11 protein-coding genes, 1 tRNA gene and 2 pseudogenes are annotated in these 15576 nt (G+C 41.1%); 8 read left to right on the top strand and 6 right to left on the bottom strand.

All coding sequences use genetic code 11. The features are described from left to right. Positions 1-277 precede the first annotated feature (277 nt). The 5 genes from B0183_RS00510 to agaR are packed head-to-tail and all read right to left on the bottom strand — an operon-like array spanning position 278 to position 4423. Positions 278-1114 carry a PTS system mannose/fructose/sorbose family transporter subunit IID gene (locus B0183_RS00510; protein ID WP_005713835.1) on the bottom strand — a complete coding sequence of 279 codons (837 nt, stop codon included), beginning with the start codon at positions 1112-1114 and terminating at the stop codon, positions 278-280. Next, the gene (locus B0183_RS00505; protein ID WP_012621601.1) at positions 1101-1976 is read right to left on the bottom strand and encodes a PTS mannose/fructose/sorbose/N-acetylgalactosamine transporter subunit IIC; all 876 of its coding nucleotides are present in this window, start codon (positions 1974-1976) and stop codon (positions 1101-1103) included. Before B0183_RS00505 ends, B0183_RS00510 begins: the two co-directional genes overlap by 14 nt. A gap of 13 nt (positions 1977-1989) precedes the next feature. Further along, positions 1990-2463 carry a PTS system mannose/fructose/N-acetylgalactosamine-transporter subunit IIB gene (locus tag B0183_RS00500; protein WP_016528132.1) on the bottom strand — a complete coding sequence of 158 codons (474 nt, stop codon included), beginning with the start codon at positions 2461-2463 and terminating at the stop codon, positions 1990-1992. A gap of 16 nt (positions 2464-2479) precedes the next feature. Then, positions 2480-3610, bottom strand: coding sequence for an SIS domain-containing protein (locus B0183_RS00495; RefSeq protein ID WP_035490504.1), 1131 nt, complete (start codon positions 3608-3610; stop codon positions 2480-2482). 51 nt (positions 3611-3661) lie between these two features. After that, positions 3662-4423 (bottom strand): transcriptional repressor AgaR, encoded by a 762-nt coding sequence (agaR, locus tag B0183_RS00490; protein WP_021110574.1) that lies wholly within the window; start codon positions 4421-4423, stop codon positions 3662-3664. Between the two features lie 340 nt (positions 4424-4763). On the opposite strand from agaR, the gene rdgC reads away from it, so the two are divergent. The 7 genes from rdgC to infB all read left to right on the top strand — a co-directional run bounded on the left by rdgC (position 4764) and on the right by infB (position 14048). Further along, positions 4764-5681, top strand: a complete 918-nt coding sequence (gene rdgC, locus B0183_RS00485; RefSeq protein ID WP_021118809.1) for a recombination-associated protein RdgC — start codon at positions 4764-4766, stop codon at positions 5679-5681. Positions 5682-5932: 251 nt separating this feature from the next. Continuing rightward, complete coding sequence (locus B0183_RS00480; RefSeq protein WP_078208168.1) at positions 5933-7996, top strand: ABC transporter permease; 2064 nt, start codon at positions 5933-5935, stop codon at positions 7994-7996. After that, positions 7980-9035 (top strand): ferric ABC transporter ATP-binding protein, encoded by a 1056-nt coding sequence (gene fbpC / locus B0183_RS00475; RefSeq protein WP_078208167.1) that lies wholly within the window; start codon positions 7980-7982, stop codon positions 9033-9035. Before B0183_RS00480 ends, fbpC begins: the two co-directional genes overlap by 17 nt. Before the next feature lie 93 nt (positions 9036-9128). Next, a tRNA-Met gene (locus tag B0183_RS00470) sits at positions 9129-9205 on the top strand. Positions 9206-9406: 201 nt separating this feature from the next. Further along, on the top strand, positions 9407-9868 hold the full coding sequence (gene rimP / locus B0183_RS00465; protein WP_078208194.1) for a ribosome maturation factor RimP: 462 nt from the start codon (positions 9407-9409) through the stop codon (positions 9866-9868). 14 nt (positions 9869-9882) lie between these two features. Beyond that, positions 9883-11415, top strand: a complete 1533-nt coding sequence (nusA, locus tag B0183_RS00460; RefSeq protein WP_021113457.1) for a transcription termination factor NusA — start codon at positions 9883-9885, stop codon at positions 11413-11415. A 17-nt stretch (positions 11416-11432) separates the two neighbouring features. Further along, positions 11433-14048: a translation initiation factor IF-2 gene (gene infB / locus B0183_RS00455; protein WP_078208166.1), complete on the top strand. Its 2616-nt coding sequence runs from the start codon at positions 11433-11435 to the stop codon at positions 14046-14048. A gap of 42 nt (positions 14049-14090) precedes the next feature. Here the strand turns inward: infB and B0183_RS12560 are convergent. Next, positions 14091-14216: pseudogene (locus B0183_RS12560) on the bottom strand (helix-turn-helix domain-containing transcriptional regulator); the annotation flags it as partial. A gap of 217 nt (positions 14217-14433) precedes the next feature. Between B0183_RS12560 and B0183_RS00445 the strand changes: the two are divergent. Next, positions 14434-15576 (top strand): annotated as a pseudogene (locus tag B0183_RS00445) (hypothetical protein); the annotation flags it as partial.

Below are 15576 nucleotides of genomic sequence, written 5' to 3'. Positions count from 1 at the left end.
AATGATTATTGGCGGACACGCGCAGCGTGTCCCTACAAGACTAAATCCGAAGTGGTTGTAGGGACACGACGCCTCGTGTCCCTTTTAAATTACCCTTTCGCCAACAATCCAGCCCAAGATACGCGGGTAGGGACACACTGCGTGTGTCCGTTCCAATATTTCCCACAACCACATTATTAATCAAGTTGAATGATTATTGACGGACACGCGCAGCGTGTCCCTACAAGACTAAATCCGAAGTGGTTGTAGGGACACGACGCCTCGTGTCCCTTTTAAATTACCCTTTCGCCAACAATCCAGCCCAAGAGAGCAAGATACAGAGTGCGATGATGATCATAATCGCTTTGTTAGAGTTCATTTTCGGTCTGCCGAGTAACCAGTAGATGAAGAACACCACTAACGCAGGGACTAATCTTGGTAAGATAAGGTCTAAGTTCGCTTGGGCGGAAACGACTTTCTCACCGATAGTAGCAACAAACGGTACTTTGACATTCACCATCGTGGCACACATTACCCCCACAACGAATACCCCAAGCACTGTTGCAGCATTGGTTAGTGCGTTCAAACGGTGACTTAGGTTGGTGACTAAGTTTACCCCTTCACGATAAGCGATTTTGAGTTGCACCCAACGGAATACCATTGTTGCAATCGCTACCGCAACCCATAAGCCGACACCAAGCGGATTGCCGTTTACTGCCATTGTTGCGGCAATCGCCCCCATAATTGCTGGGACGAGTGAGCCGAATAGGGCATCACCGATAGCGGCAAATGGTCCCATTAAACCTGATTTGATACCTGCAACGGCTTCAAGTGATTTCACCCCTTGTTTTTCTTCAAGTGCCAAGTCGATACCTTTAACAATAGTGTTAAAGAATGGGCTGGTGTTGAAGAATTGGTTGTGCATCACCATCATTTTTTGTAGTTCAGGTGTATTGTCGCCGTACATTTTGCGTAGCTGTGGCAACATAATCCATAAATAACCTGAACCTTGCATACGTTCGTAGTTCCAACCAACTTGGTTGAAGAATAAGTTACGGATATTGATTTGGCGGAAGTCCGCATCTGTTAATTTATAGCCTTTTGGATTTCCGACTTGTTGATTAGAGTTCGTCATCTTCAATTTCTCCTTTGTCAGAAGTGGTATTTTGTTTTGCAACTGGGGCTGAGCCACCTTCTACGCTACGTTGGTAAACAATGTAGGCGAATGCAAATCCGATTGCTGCCATTGCAAGCATTGGTACGCTGCTGATTGAGTTGCTTACACCTGTTGATGCACCTACAGCATTGATGTTACCGAAGAGAGTAATGAAGATTGCTGTGAGTGAGAATGCAAGGATTAAGTATGCAATGTGACGTTTTGTTGGTAAGTAACGAAGTAAGATTGCGAAACCTAACGCTGGTAATACGCCACCTGCAAGGGTTAAACCATCTGCGATAACTTTTAAGAAGCCTGTTTGCATTGCTTCTGCTAGGCTTGCCACAAATGGGCCACCAAACACTAACGCTAAGAAGATTGGTAATGCACGAGATAGACCCCAAGCGATTGCACCGCAGAGATAGTTTACCGTGATTGCACTATAAGCGTGGTCTTGGATATTTTTGTCGATACGGTGAGCGAAGAATACGTTAGACATTCTCGCTAAAATATCGGTATAAACCATTAACGCTGCGATTGGTACAGCTAAGGTTGTTAAGGCTAATTGTGGATCCATTCCAGCTGCAACAGAGAATGCAGTTGCGATAACAGTACCTGAGTTTGCATCAATACGAGATGCACCACCGAAGGTACCTACACCTAAAATGGTTAATTGCATTGAACCACCGATTAACAATCCAGTTGTTAAATCGCCCATAATTAAACCTGTGATAAAGCCTGCAAACACAGGTGAACCAGCACTAGATACAATCGTGATTTCATCTAGGATTTGATAGAACGCATAGAGCGTTATCAAAAGTATTTGCCACCATTCGATCATAATCGTTACTCCTCTATAAAAGTTTCATTAAATCGACTTTTTCTTCATTAGGCACTAACTGAGCAGTAAGCTTCACGCCTTTTTCAGAAAGTTTTCTAAACACTTCCACATCATCTTCAGTAACGTGTACTGTTTTTCGGATAGGACGTGTTAGATCCGTTTTAGGCATATTCCCTGCATTTACTTCTGGCAGATTTACGCCTGCCTCCACAAGCTGTAAGATCGTTTGTGGGGTTCTTGTCACCAACAACACACGTTGAGAGTCATAACGCCCTTCGTTAATGTTGGCAGCTGCTTTTTCCACAGGTAAAACACTTAAATTCACCCCTGCTGGGCAAGCCAAGCGTAAGCCTGCTTTATCAATGTCATTATTTGCCGCGACTTCATCGACGACCATAATGCGAGTGATATTGAGATAAGACGTCCATAAGTTTGCCACTTGACCGTGGATTAAACGTCCATCAATGCGTACATTTAAAATTGCCATTTTTGCCTCCTGTATATCAATATGGATAAATCGTTACACCTTGCACCACACGATTAACCTCGCCTGTCGGACAAGGGTTATCCGTGGTGTAGCCGAGATAGAGCGAGCTATAAAACGAGTAAAGTTGCCCAATCACTAAGAATGGGAAAATCCGTGCTGCGTCATCTAATTTGTGAATTTCAGCTCGGATCGAGCCGCTTGTATCGCCTAGTAACACCACTTCTCTGGCTTTTTTATCTCTGATTAACTCTTGATACAGGTCACGGTCATATTGTGCGGTATAAGGTTGCTGAGATAAGAAGATAAAAATGAGCGTTTCATCTTGAACAAGGGATTTTGGTCCGTGGCGGAAGCCCATTGACGACTCAAAGAAGCCAAGACGTTCACCAGCGGTGAGTTCAAGTAATTTTAAAGAGGTTTCACGGGCAAGCCCTTGGAAATGCCCACTGCCTAAATAGACGATCCGTTTTAATGGCAGATGGGCTAAACGTTGGATTTCGAGCAGATCCCGTTCTAGTAACTGTTCTGTCACCGATACCGTTTCCTCAACCCAGCTATCATCAAATACATCGGGTAAAAATGCCACTAATGCCGCTAACATCATATTGCTGGCACTGGAGGTCATTGCAAAGCCTCTATCGTGGGTTGATTCTGGTAATGCTAATGGATAAGCGGTCGGATCTTGCTGACATTTTTTAAATAATGCCCCATTGACATTATTCGTTATGGCTAAATGATACGCTTCCTCTACAATTTCATCGACAAGCTCTACTGCCCCAATACTTTCAGGGCTATTACCAGAGCGAGCAAAAGACACCAAAAGCGTTGGTTTATCCGCAAAAAGATATTGATAAGGATTGGATACAAGATCAGTACTTGCAATCGCTTCGACAGCACAACCTAAATGCTGGCTTAATATCGGTGCAACAACCTCACCAATAAAAGCAGAAGTACCTGCCCCCGTAAAAATAACACGAAGTTCGCCTTGTTTTGCATATTCAACAAGAGGCTGAAGAAATGGAATAACAAGTGACGATTTCACAATAGAAACCGTTTCACGCCAAGTCGCTGGCTGTTGGGCAATTTCCTTTGCCGTCCAAAAAGCGTTCTGCTTTTCTAATGTTTGGTTAGCAATATTGAGGATCATTGCATTTCCCTCACAAATAAATGGATTTATTTATAAGGAAAGAGAATAAAACTACGCAATTAACACTTGCACCCCGACATTTTCGAGATACTCTCGATAACTTAGAGGAATTTTATTATCCGTGACTAACACATCTATTTGATTGGCTTGGCAAATAACAAAATGGCTATATTGACCAAATTTGCTTGAATCAGTCACCACAATCACCTGATCCGCTGCATCGCACATTAAGCGATTTAGCTGAGCCTCTTGCTCGTTAAAGGTTGTGACCCCTTTTTGTAAGTCAAAACCATCAACACCCAAAAAGACTTTATCAAAGCGATAATGTTGCAAATTATTATCCGCCATTACTCCCGAAAACGACATCGCATTTTTCCGTAAAACCCCACCCGTCATTCTTACTTCAACATTTGGACAAGAAACCAATGCCATTGCGACATCAAGTCCATTTGTCAATACTGTCAAGTTAAGATCGCCAATAGCACTTACGATTGCTTTCGTTGTCGTTCCAGAATCCAAAATCACCTTTTCACCCTCTTTTAGTAAAGAGGCAGCTAGATGACCAATCTGTTGTTTGAGTTCGGGATAATTATTGCGTTTATCCGCAATAGAAAGTTCCGCCATTAATCTGGAATTTAATACCGCAAAACCGTGCGATCTTGTAATATAGCCCTGTTGCTCTAACACATTGAGATCTGAACGGATAGTAACCGTCGAAACCCCGAAATGCTGAGACAATGCTTCAACTCGATGACTGCCTGTTTTTTGCAATAATGCCAAAATGTCAGAACGTCTTTCTACGCTACTTTTCATTTTCTCTCCTACATCAAAGCAACCACCACATACTACGATTGCTTTCGAAAGTAAGTTTACACCCCTTAAAAACAAAAACAATCGAAAATATTCGAAAATGAGAGAAAGATCACAAAATTTACATTTTGTGTTTTAAGCAAGAAAATGTTTTGTCACGTTTATAGTAATTTGAGCTTGGAAAGTTTCCTACTATACTTCTATACCAAGACTAAGTGATTGTGATATTCGTGCTCAAAATGGTTACTATCATTTTGAGTTATGGTGATATAATCAAAGTAATCAATGATGAACTTTCAGTAACTTATTGATTGATAATGAATTTTAGATAAAGAGAGATGTTATGACATATTGGTTCAAAAATGTAATGATTTACCGTTTAACCAGTGAATTACGCTTCACTAGCAGTGAATTAGACGCACAATTACAGCAAACAAAATTCACCCCTTGCCAACAAAGCGATATGCAAAAATTTGGCTGGTCGTCACCGCTTGCAGGAAGTGAACTGTTGCACTTTGCACAGGGTCAGCAGTTCCTACTGGTTTCTCATAAAGAAGAAAAATTATTGCCAGCTCACGTCGTCAAAAAAGAAACGGAAAATCGCATTGAAGCCTTAGAACAAAAAGAGCAACGTAAGCTGAAAAAAACGGAAAAGCAGGCGATCAAAGATGATGTTGTGGCAATGTTGTTGCCTCGTGCGTTTAGTAAACACCAATTTACGGCGATTTGGTTAGACTTAGATAAACAGCTCGTTTATGTAGATAGTGGCTCGGTAAAACGTGCCGAAGACACCCTTGCTTTATTACGCAAATCCCTTGGCTCTCTGCCTGTTGTGCCGATTTCCTTCACGCTACAGCCGAGCGAAGTGATGACAAATTGGGTGGCAAAAGGGCATACACCAAGCTGGCTGACACTTCTGGAAGAAGCAGAATTAAAATCTTTTGATACCGACAGCGTAATCCGTTGTAAACGCCAAGATTTAGAAAGCGACGAAATTAGCCAACATTTACAAGCGGGCAAATTTGTCACAAAACTTGCGTTAGATTGGGAAAATCATTTTTCTTTTGTGTTGAACGAAGATGCCACTCTTGCCCGTGTCAAATTTGCCGATGAAGTGCGTGAAAAGAACGATGATATTTTGAAAGAAGACAAAGCCCAACGTTTCGATGCGGATTTTCTGTTAATGACGGAAGAATTACGTCTGTTTACAGAAAAATTGACGGAAGAGTTTGGGGGGGTAAATTCCTTGTTATCTTTTTAGCTGGTCTACTATTTCTCAGCCAATATTTTTTTATTTGGAAACTTGATTATTTTTTGATCTAGAATGGTTCTATTTTAGAACGATTCGCTTTTTTTGCTGGGCGTTCTTAAAGTATGACACTCAAACCCGATCTTTTTTTGAAGATCGGGTTGATTATTCTTTAGTTGGCGCTGAATTATAATTTAACTATTCTATCATTTTGTTTAATAGTAGAATGATGAAAGATTGTGGAATAGATGTTATAGAGGGTTATGCAAACATTTTTTTTTCGTCATTCATTGACTTGGGTTATTTTTGCTTTTTTAGGCTTTTGCTTTTTCCCAGTAAAAGCATTGCAATATGGACTGTTTGAAGCAACTTCAGCCGAATTTCAACAGGCTATGGGGTGGAATGATATTAACCTTACTTGGATATGGTTTTTTCCCCTACTGCTTTATCTGTATCCGAACAAAACACCTTCAACATTACGAAGTAAATGTGAGTTATTCGGGGCAGTTGGGCTGTTTCTCTTTATCTTTCTTTCCGCAATTTTAGCAAAAATCAGCTTAGGTTATGCGGTTTTTTTCTTAATTGTTGCGTTGATTGCGTTAGCGACAAATGCCCTTGCTGAATTAAAAATAATGCAGGGTGACAGATTTATTATTGCCTCATTGATTAGCATTATTTTGTTGATCTTTTTCTTTATGGTCTATCCAACACTGGCAATTTTCATCTCAATGTTTTACGACGGCAGTGAATTTGTACCAAGTCAAGTGTTGTCTATCTTACAACAGCCTTATGTATTAAGAGTGATTGGTAATTCATTAAGTGTTGCGACAACTGTTGGGATTTTATCTACGTTGTTTGGTTTAGCCTTTGCTCTTTATACCACACGGATTGCAAAACGCACGGCGTTTATTGGTAAAATTTTCTCTATCTTACCCATTGTAACACCGCCATTTGTTGTGGGCTTAGGTGTCACCCTTATGTTAGGACGTTCGGGCTATGTGACTGCTTTTTTAGTCGATCATCTTGGCTTTAGTAATAACTGGCTTTATGGTTTTACAGGGATAGTGATTGCCCATACCCTCGCACTGACCCCAATGTCTTTTATGATTTTAGACGGTGCATTAAAATCTATTCACCCATCTGTTGAGGAAGCCGCTTATACTTTACGATCTAACCGCTATCAAGCCTTCTTCTATATTATTTTTCCATTACTCAAGCCAGCGTTAGCCAACTCGTTTTTAGTTGTGGTGATCCAATCGCTTGCAGACTTTAGCACCCCTTTAGTTTTAGGTGGAAGTTTTGACGTTATTGCCACTCAAATCTATTTCTATATTGCTGGTTCACAGTTAGATTATGCTTCGGCAAGCACCTTAGGTGTGATCTTGTTACTCTTTTCCCTTACGATTTTTGTGGTGCAATATCTCTGGATTGGCAATCGATCTTATATCACCGTATCAGGTAAATCTTATCGAGGTGATGTACAAGCATTACCAAGCGGTATGAAATGGGCAATTATTTGCACTTTAGGTTTTTGGGTTCTGTTTAACTTCGTACTATACGGTAGTATTTTTTACGGTAGCTTCACCGTAAGTTGGGGAATAGACCACACACTGACATTCAATAACTACCTCAATCTTTTTGGACAAGGGTTTAATAGTGGAGCGTGGCCATCTTTAATCCAAACGGTTATTTTTGCCGCTAGTGCAGCACCGATTACGGCTATTTTTGGTTTGTTGATTGCTTATATTACTGTTCGCCGTGATTTTAAAGGGAAAAAGCCCTTAGAATTTCTGACGTTACTTTGTTTTGCCGTACCAGGAACAGTGGCTGGGGTATCCTATATTCTGGCTTTTAACCATCAACCTATTTACCTGACAGGAACAGGGCTTATTATTATTTTGTCTATGGTGATGCGGAATATGCCAGTAGGAATGAGGGCGGCTATTGCTGGATTAAGACAGTTAGATAAAGCCTTAGATGAAGCCTCGCTCTCACTGAAAGCTGGAACATTAAAAACAATCTGCTTTGTCGCTTTACCGCTTTTAAAACCGGCGTTACTTTCTGCCTTAGTTACGAGTTTTGTTAGATCAATGACAACAGTCAGTGCGATCATCTTTTTAGTTACAGCAGACACACGCGTCGCAACCTCATATATTTTAAATCGAGTAGAGGATGGGGAATATGGAATGGCGATTGCCTATGGCTCAATGTTGATTGTAGTCATGATGGCAATGATTTTCTTATTTGATTGGCTTGTTGGCGACATGCATATAGCCCGTTCAAAGCAAAAAGATGAATTTGGAGAGAAAAATGGAACAAAAAAATGATTTTCTCGTGTTGAAAAATATCAGCAAATCTTTTGGTAAACATAGAGTTATAGATAACTTAAACTTTTCAATTAAACAAGGCACAATGGTCACGTTACTCGGTCCTTCTGGCTGTGGCAAAACCACTGTGTTACGTTTAGTTGCAGGTTTAGAAAGCCCCACAGCAGGACAAATTTTTATTGACGGCCAAGATGTTACCCACAACGCAACGCAACAGCGAGATATTTGTATCGTATTTCAGTCTTACGCACTTTTCCCACATATGTCGATTGGTGAAAATGTGGAATATGGGCTAAAAATGCAGGGTGTATCCAAAGAAGAGCGAAAACAGCGAGTAAAAGAAGCATTAGAGTTAGTCGATCTGGCAGGGTTTGAAGATCGCTATGTCGATCAAATTTCAGGCGGACAGCAACAACGAGTGGCATTAGCAAGAGCATTAATTCTCAAGCCTAAAGTTCTCTTATTTGATGAACCTCTAAGTAGTCTAGATGCGAATTTACGCCGTTCAATGCGAGAAAAAATCCGCGAGTTACAACAACGGCTCAATATCACTTCACTCTATGTTACTCACGATCAAAGTGAAGCTTTTGCAGTGTCTGATGAAGTGATTGTGATGGATCAGGGTAGCATTATGCAAAAAGATACGGCTAAAAATCTCTATTTACAGCCAAACTCTCTCTTTGTTGCTCATTTTATGGGGGAATCAACCATTTTTTCAGGAAAACGACAAGGCAATCAAATTAATATCGGTGAGTTTTCTTTTACCCTTGAAAATGCAGCACGTTTTCAAGTACCTGATGGGGATTGTCTTGTCGGATTACGACCAGAAAGTATCCGCTTGTTAAGTGATGGAACTGCAGCTCAATATTGTGAAATTAGGCAGGCTGTCTATATGGGAAACCATTGGGAAATTACCGTACTTTGGCAAGGGAAAACATTAATGATTAACCTTAACCCAGAAGATTATGATGAATCCCAAAGAAATTGTTATATAGAAATAAAAAATAAAGGGGTGTTTTTGTTGAAAGATAATGCTTAAAGCATATTTTGACTAAAAATCTAGCATTCATTCTTAATTTTTAAAAAAAGAGTTGCACGGATTTTTTTATCCCCTATAATACACCACATCAGACGCGGGGTGGAGCAGCTTGGTAGCTCGTCGGGCTCATAACCCGAAGGTCGTCGGTTCAAATCCGGCCCCCGCAACCAGTTTTAAGGCTCATCGTTTTGGTTAAGACGATGAGTTTTGTTCTATCTAGGCATTTGAAATTGTAAAATGTTAGATAAAACAAACCGCTTGAAGCCTCAACTGTTGTAGTTTGAGGCTTTTTTGTGGCTACATAGTCAGCTTTGTTGTGTTAAAGGGACTTTTTCAAGTCCTTTTTTTATATCTGTCAAATGGAGGTTTCCTTGGCAACATTAGAACAAAAATTACAAGAGCTTGTCGCCGATCCCATTGATGCAATGGGATTTGAACTTGTCGGCGTTGAGTGCCAACGTGCAGGTCGTTTTTCAACTGTACGCTTATATATTGATAAAGAAGGCGGTGTTACGATTGATGATTGTAGCGATGTTAGCCGTCAAGTGAGTGCGATTTTTGATGTGGAAGATCCGATTGCGGATAAATATAACCTAGAAGTATCTTCCCCTGGGTTAGATCGTCCATTATTTACATTAGCCCACTATCAACGCTTTGTTGGGCGTGAAATTGTTGTTCATTTACGCATTCCAATGTTAGATCGCCGTAAATGGCAAGGTAAATTAGTGAGTGTTGAAGGTGATTTAATTACCTTAAAAGTTGATGGTAATTTACAGGCTTTTGTCTTTGGCAACATTCAAAAAGCAAATTTAATCCCCGTTTTTAATTTCTAAGGAAATCAAAACCAATGAGTAAAGAGATTTTATTAGCCGCAGAAGCGGTATCCAATGAAAAATTATTACCAAAAGATGCCATTTTTGAGGCACTTGAAACAGCATTAGCCATTTCAACGAAAAAGAAAGCGGCTGCAGAACGTGAAGATCGTAAAACGGGCAACGGCATTGATATCGATGTGCGTGTTGTGATTGATCGTAAAACCGGTGAATTTACCACCTACCGTCGTTGGTTAGTGGTTGAAAAAGTGCACTACCACACACGTGAAATTACCTTAGAAGCGGCTCAATTTGAAGACCCGAACATTCAATTAGGTGACTATGTTGAAGATGAGATTGAGTCTATCGCATTCGACCGTATAACAATGCAAACCGCTCGCCAAGTGATCACCACGAAAATTCGTGAAGCGGAACGTAACAAAGTGATTGAACAATTCCGTTCAGAAGAAGGCAAAATTGTTATCGGTACTGTAAAAAAAGTAAGTCGTGAAAGTATTATTCTTGAGCTTGCAGGTAAAAAGGACGATACCACTAAAGCTGAAGCGGTGATTATGCGTGAAGATATGTTACCGCGTGAAAACTTCCGTCCAGGTGACCGAGTGCGTGGTGTACTTTATGCAATTAAGCCTGAGTCAAAAGGTCCTCAACTATTCGTTACTCGTGCAAAACCAGTGATGTTACAAGAGTTATTCAAACTTGAAGTACCTGAAATCGGTGAAGAAGTGATTCAAATCAAAGGGGCTTCTCGTGATCCAGGTTCTCGCGCCAAAATTGCCGTGAAAAGCAATGATAAACGTATCGATCCAGTAGGTGCTTGCGTCGGTATGCGTGGTGCGCGTGTACAGGCAATTACTAACGAACTTGGCGGTGAGCGTGTAGATATCGTGTTGTGGGACGACAACCCAGCACAATTTTTGATTAACGCAATGGCACCTGCTGATGTTAGCTCAATCGTTGTTGATGAAGACAATCACTCAATGGATATTGCTGTTGAAGCAAACGCGCTTGCACAAGCTATCGGTCGTAATGGTCAAAATGTACGTTTAGCCACCCAATTAACAGGTTGGACATTAAATGTGATGACAACCGATGAGTTAGAAAAAAAACATCAAGCAGAAGACAATAAAGTGATTAATCTCTTTATGGACGCTTTAGAAATTGATGAAGAATTTGCTCATCTTTTAATTGAAGAAGGCTTTACCTCATTAGAAGAAATTGCTTATGTACCAGTTAAGGAACTGACAGCAATTGATGGCTTAGAAGATGAAGATCTAGTTGAAGAACTTCAAGCGCGTGCTAAAAATGCGATCACAGCTAAAGCGTTAGCGGAAGAAGAAGCATTAAAACAGGCACATATTGAAGATAAATTGTTAAATCTTGAAGGTATGGATCGCCATATCGCCTTTAAATTAGCAGAAAAACAGATTACCACTCTTGAAGACCTTGCAGAGCAAGGTGTTGATGATTTAGCTGATATTGAAGAATTAACCGCAGAAAAAGTCGCAGAATTAATTATGGCTGCACGTCAAATTTGCTGGTTTAGCTAAAAACAGGGAGAGAAAGAATGAGTGAAAATGAAATCAAAACAGACGCACCGAAGAAATTAAGTTTACAGCGTCGTACTAAAACAACCGTGAGCGGTACGACTGCAGGCGGTAAGGCAAAAGAAGTGCAAGTGGAAGTGCGTAAATCTCGCAAAGTAGATACTGAAGCAGCTAAAAAAGCCCAAGAAGAAGCACTGAAAGCGAAACAAGAAGCGGAAGCTAAAGCGAAAGCAGAAAAAGAAGCAGCAGAAAAAGCAGCAGAAAAAGCAGCGAAAGAAAAAGCTGAAGCGGAAGCCAAAGCGAAAGAAGAGGCTAAAAAAGCAGAAGCAGCAAAAGCCGAAGAAGCAAAAAAAGCGGTACATCAAGTGCCTGTAATGCCAAATAAACAACCAAAACCAGCGCAACCAAAAGCAGAAGCTCAACCAAAACAAGAAAAAGCGGTTGATCCTGAAAAAGAGGCAAAACGTAAAGAAGAAGCTGAATTGCGTCGTAAGCAAGAAGAAGTGGCTCGCCAAAAAGCGGAAATGGACGCAAAACGTGCAGCAGAAAATGCTCGTCGTTTAGCAGAAAATACTCGTCGTTTAGCAGAAATTGCCCGTGAAGAAGCGATTGAAAATGGTGAAGACTATGAAGATGACCGCTTTACTTCTAAATATGCGTTAGAAGCAGAACGTGATTCTGAGCGTCGTAGTGAAGGCAATCGTGGACGTGGCAAAGGCGGTGTAGCGAAAACCAAAAAAGGCGGACGTGATGATGAAAACGGCAGTAAAAATGAACGTCAATCTGACCGCCGTAACCAAAAAGATACCAAAGGCAAGGGTAAACACGCGAAGAAAGGCAGTGCATTACAACAAGCCTTCACTAAACCAGCTCAAGCAGTTACGCGTGATGTGGTGATCGGTGAAACTATTACTGTGGCAGAACTTGCGAACAAAATGGCAGTAAAAGCGACCGAAATTATCAAAACAATGATGAAAATGGGCGAAATGGTGACCATTAACCAAGTGATTGACCAAGAAACTGCACAGCTTGTTGCAGAGGAAATAGGACACAAAGTGATTCTGCGTAAAGAAAATGAGTTAGAAGAAGCGATCTTAGAAGATCGTGACTTACACGCAGAAAAAGTAACCCGAGCGCCAGTTGTGACCATTATGGGACACGTTGACCACGGTAAAACCTCATTATTAGACTATATCCGTAAAGCGAAAGTAGCAGCAGGTGAAGCTGGCGGTATTACTCAGCATATCGGTGCATATCACGTTGAAACCGACGACGGTAAGATGATTACCTTCTTAGATACACCAGGACACGCGGCATTTACCTCAATGCGTGCGCGTGGTGCGAAAGCAACGGATATCGTTGTTCTTGTAGTAGCAGCTGACGATGGCGTAATGCCACAAACCATTGAAGCAATCCAACACGCGAAAGCAGCTGGTGCGCCGATTGTGGTTGCGGTAAACAAAATTGATAAACCAGAAGCAAACCTAGAGCGTGTAGAGCAAGAGTTATTACAACACGAAGTGATTTCTGAGAAATTCGGTGGTGATGTTCAATTTGTTCCTGTTTCAGCGAAAAAAGGAATGGGGATTGACGACTTACTTGAAGCCATTCTTCTTCAATCGGAAGTATTAGAATTAAGTGCAGTGAAAGAGGGTATGGCAAGCGGTGTGGTTATCGAATCTTACCTCGATAAAGGTCGTGGTCCAGTTGCAACTATCCTTGTTCAATCAGGTACGTTAAACAAAGGCGACATCGTACTTTGTGGCTTTGAATATGGCCGTGTTCGTGCAATGCGTGATGAAAATGGTAAAGACATTGAATCAGCAGGCCCATCAATTCCTGTGGAAGTATTAGGACTTTCAGGCGTACCAGCCGCAGGTGATGAAGCGACAGTGGTGCGTGATGAGAAAAAAGCGCGTGAAGTGGCGTTATACCGTCAAGGTAAATTCCGTGATGTGAAATTGGCTCGCCAACAAAAAGCGAAACTTGAAAATATGTTTAGCAATATGGCGGAAGGCGATGTTGCAGAATTGAACGTGATTGTGAAAGCAGACGTACAAGGCTCTGTAGAAGCGATTGTTCAATCTTTACACGAGCTTTCAACGGCAGAAGTAAAAGTGAAAGTAGTTGGCTCTGGCGTAGGTGGTATTACGGAAACCGATGCAACCTTAGCGGCAGCGTCTAACGCTATTGTACTTGGCTTTAACGTCCGTGCAGATGCCTCAGCACGTCGCATTATCGAAAGCGAAAACATTGATTTACGTTATTATTCAATCATTTATGAGCTATTAAACGAAATCAAAGCAGCAATGAGCGGTATGTTACAACCTGAATTTAAACAAGAAATCATCGGCTTGGCAGAAGTGCGTGATGTCTTCCGTCACCCGAAATTTGGTGCAATTGCAGGTTGTATGGTCACTGAAGGTATCGTCAAACGTAACAACCCAATCCGTGTATTACGTGATAACGTAGTAATTTTTGAAGGCGAGTTAGAATCTCTCCGTCGTTTCAAAGACGACGTTTCAGAAGTCCGTAACGGTATGGAATGTGGTATCGGCGTGAAAAACTACAATGATGTAAAAGTCGGCGACCAAATCGAGGTATTCGAAGTGGTTGAGATTAAACGTTCGATTTAATCTATTGATATTAGGGCAAATGTCATTTGCCCCAAATAAGAATCACAAAGTTCTTGGAACAAACGCAATGTTTAAACCCAACGCAGATGATATTTTTGCAATGGTGTCAAAACGTGGTTTGCTTGCACCTGATAAAGTTTTGTATAAACTCTCTCGTGGTAATCCTGTATCTTTTGATGCGGTGTAAAATATCCTATCTAAATCACCGCTTTCATCAGATTTCCGCCTATTATTTCTAACTTTTTTGATAATTGAAAATAAAAGTTGAAAAATGCTTGTTATTTTATTCTTTGTTTTATGTAACCTGTTGTTTTTTTTTTTACAATGGCGTGGGGACAGGTATTTTCGAGATTCCCCCGCTTAACACGTATAAAAGAGCTCAACTATGCACCTCACATTATTTTTAGATAAACAGCAAGATAAATTTAAATTAAATCTTTTAAGTCTAGTATTACTAAGTATATTTTTTAGTCCAGTAGGTTCAGCAGAAGGATGGTTTCAAAATGGTTCTACTCCAGGGAATCAAGGAAGTGACGATGCTTCTATTGGTATTGGTCGAAGTAGTTGGGCTGGGTCTGGTTCTATTACTATTGGTGAGCACTCAGACGCTAGTGGTAGGACTGCTGTTGCGATAGGTTATAATGCAAAAGCAATACCATTCAAATCTATCGCCTTAGGCGCAGGAAGCAATGCGAGAGCGGTTGAAACAATTGTAGTAGGTCAAGATTCTGTAGCAGAAGGGGTACAATCTGTTGCTATCGGGAAAAGTACCAATGCGAGAGGGGAATACTCCATATCAATCGGTTATAGTGCAAATGCAGCATTACAATCTGTCTCCTTAGGCAGAGAAGCCAATGCGGAACATACTCAAACAGTTGCAATAGGTCCAAAAGCTAGAGCAAGAGGGGCACAATCTATTGCTATCGGGGGAGATACCATCGCGGAGGGGCGTGGCTCCATATCAATCGGTAACGATGATTTAAATGAGACTGAATATCAGGCTTCAGGAGGTAGTCAGTATATTAACACCACGGCAACAGGAAATGCTGCCATTGCAATTGGTGGAAAATCAAAGGCAGTTGGAACTGGATCAGTTGTAGTCGGTCCAGTCTCACAAGCAACCCATACAGAAGGTGTAGCAATCGGTGCGAAAAGTACTTCAAATGGCGAATATGGTGTGGCTGTCGGTGGCAGTTCTGTAGCGGGCAGTCATGCGGCATCTTTAGGCTATAAAGCTACTGCATATGGCATAGGTTCTGTCGCTGTGGGTGAACAGGCAACTACCAACCTAGTAAAGAGAGCAACCGCACTTGGTAACAATTCAATTGTTCTTGTTGGTGGTGGCGTGGCGTTAGGTTATGGTTCGAAAGCACAAACGAATGGGGGTATAGAAGGAGCGAGACAATCCTATTCTGTAACAACAGAAGAAAGTTCTGTTAGCAATGGTTTTAAATCAACACAAAGTGTTGGTGACAGTCCTGACGTTCATCCTAAAGGTTCTGATGATTTTCTTATCGGTGCAGTTTCT

Origin of the sequence: Glaesserella parasuis (assembly GCF_002015085.1) — a bacterium.
Lineage (GTDB): Bacteria > Pseudomonadota > Gammaproteobacteria > Enterobacterales > Pasteurellaceae > Glaesserella > Glaesserella parasuis.
This window is presented reverse-complemented; position numbering and strand designations above follow the sequence as displayed.

Bases quoted from the DNA above. Each gene is read 5' to 3' on its own strand.
- infB (WP_078208166.1), top strand. From the start codon at position 11,433: ATGAGTGAAAATGAAATCAAAACAGACGCACCGAAGAAATTAAGTTTA.
- B0183_RS00495 (WP_035490504.1), bottom strand. From the start codon at position 3,610: ATGATCCTCAATATTGCTAACCAAACATTAGAAAAGCAGAACGCTTTT.
- B0183_RS00480 (WP_078208168.1), top strand. From the start codon at position 5,933: ATGCAAACATTTTTTTTTCGTCATTCATTGACTTGGGTTATTTTTGCT.
- fbpC (WP_078208167.1), top strand. From the start codon at position 7,980: ATGGAACAAAAAAATGATTTTCTCGTGTTGAAAAATATCAGCAAATCT.
- B0183_RS00510 (WP_005713835.1), bottom strand. From the start codon at position 1,114: ATGACGAACTCTAATCAACAAGTCGGAAATCCAAAAGGCTATAAATTA.
- nusA (WP_021113457.1), top strand. From the start codon at position 9,883: ATGAGTAAAGAGATTTTATTAGCCGCAGAAGCGGTATCCAATGAAAAA.
- agaR (WP_021110574.1), bottom strand. From the start codon at position 4,423: ATGAAAAGTAGCGTAGAAAGACGTTCTGACATTTTGGCATTATTGCAA.
- B0183_RS00500 (WP_016528132.1), bottom strand. From the start codon at position 2,463: ATGGCAATTTTAAATGTACGCATTGATGGACGTTTAATCCACGGTCAA.
- B0183_RS00505 (WP_012621601.1), bottom strand. From the start codon at position 1,976: ATGATCGAATGGTGGCAAATACTTTTGATAACGCTCTATGCGTTCTAT.
- rdgC (WP_021118809.1), top strand. From the start codon at position 4,764: ATGACATATTGGTTCAAAAATGTAATGATTTACCGTTTAACCAGTGAA.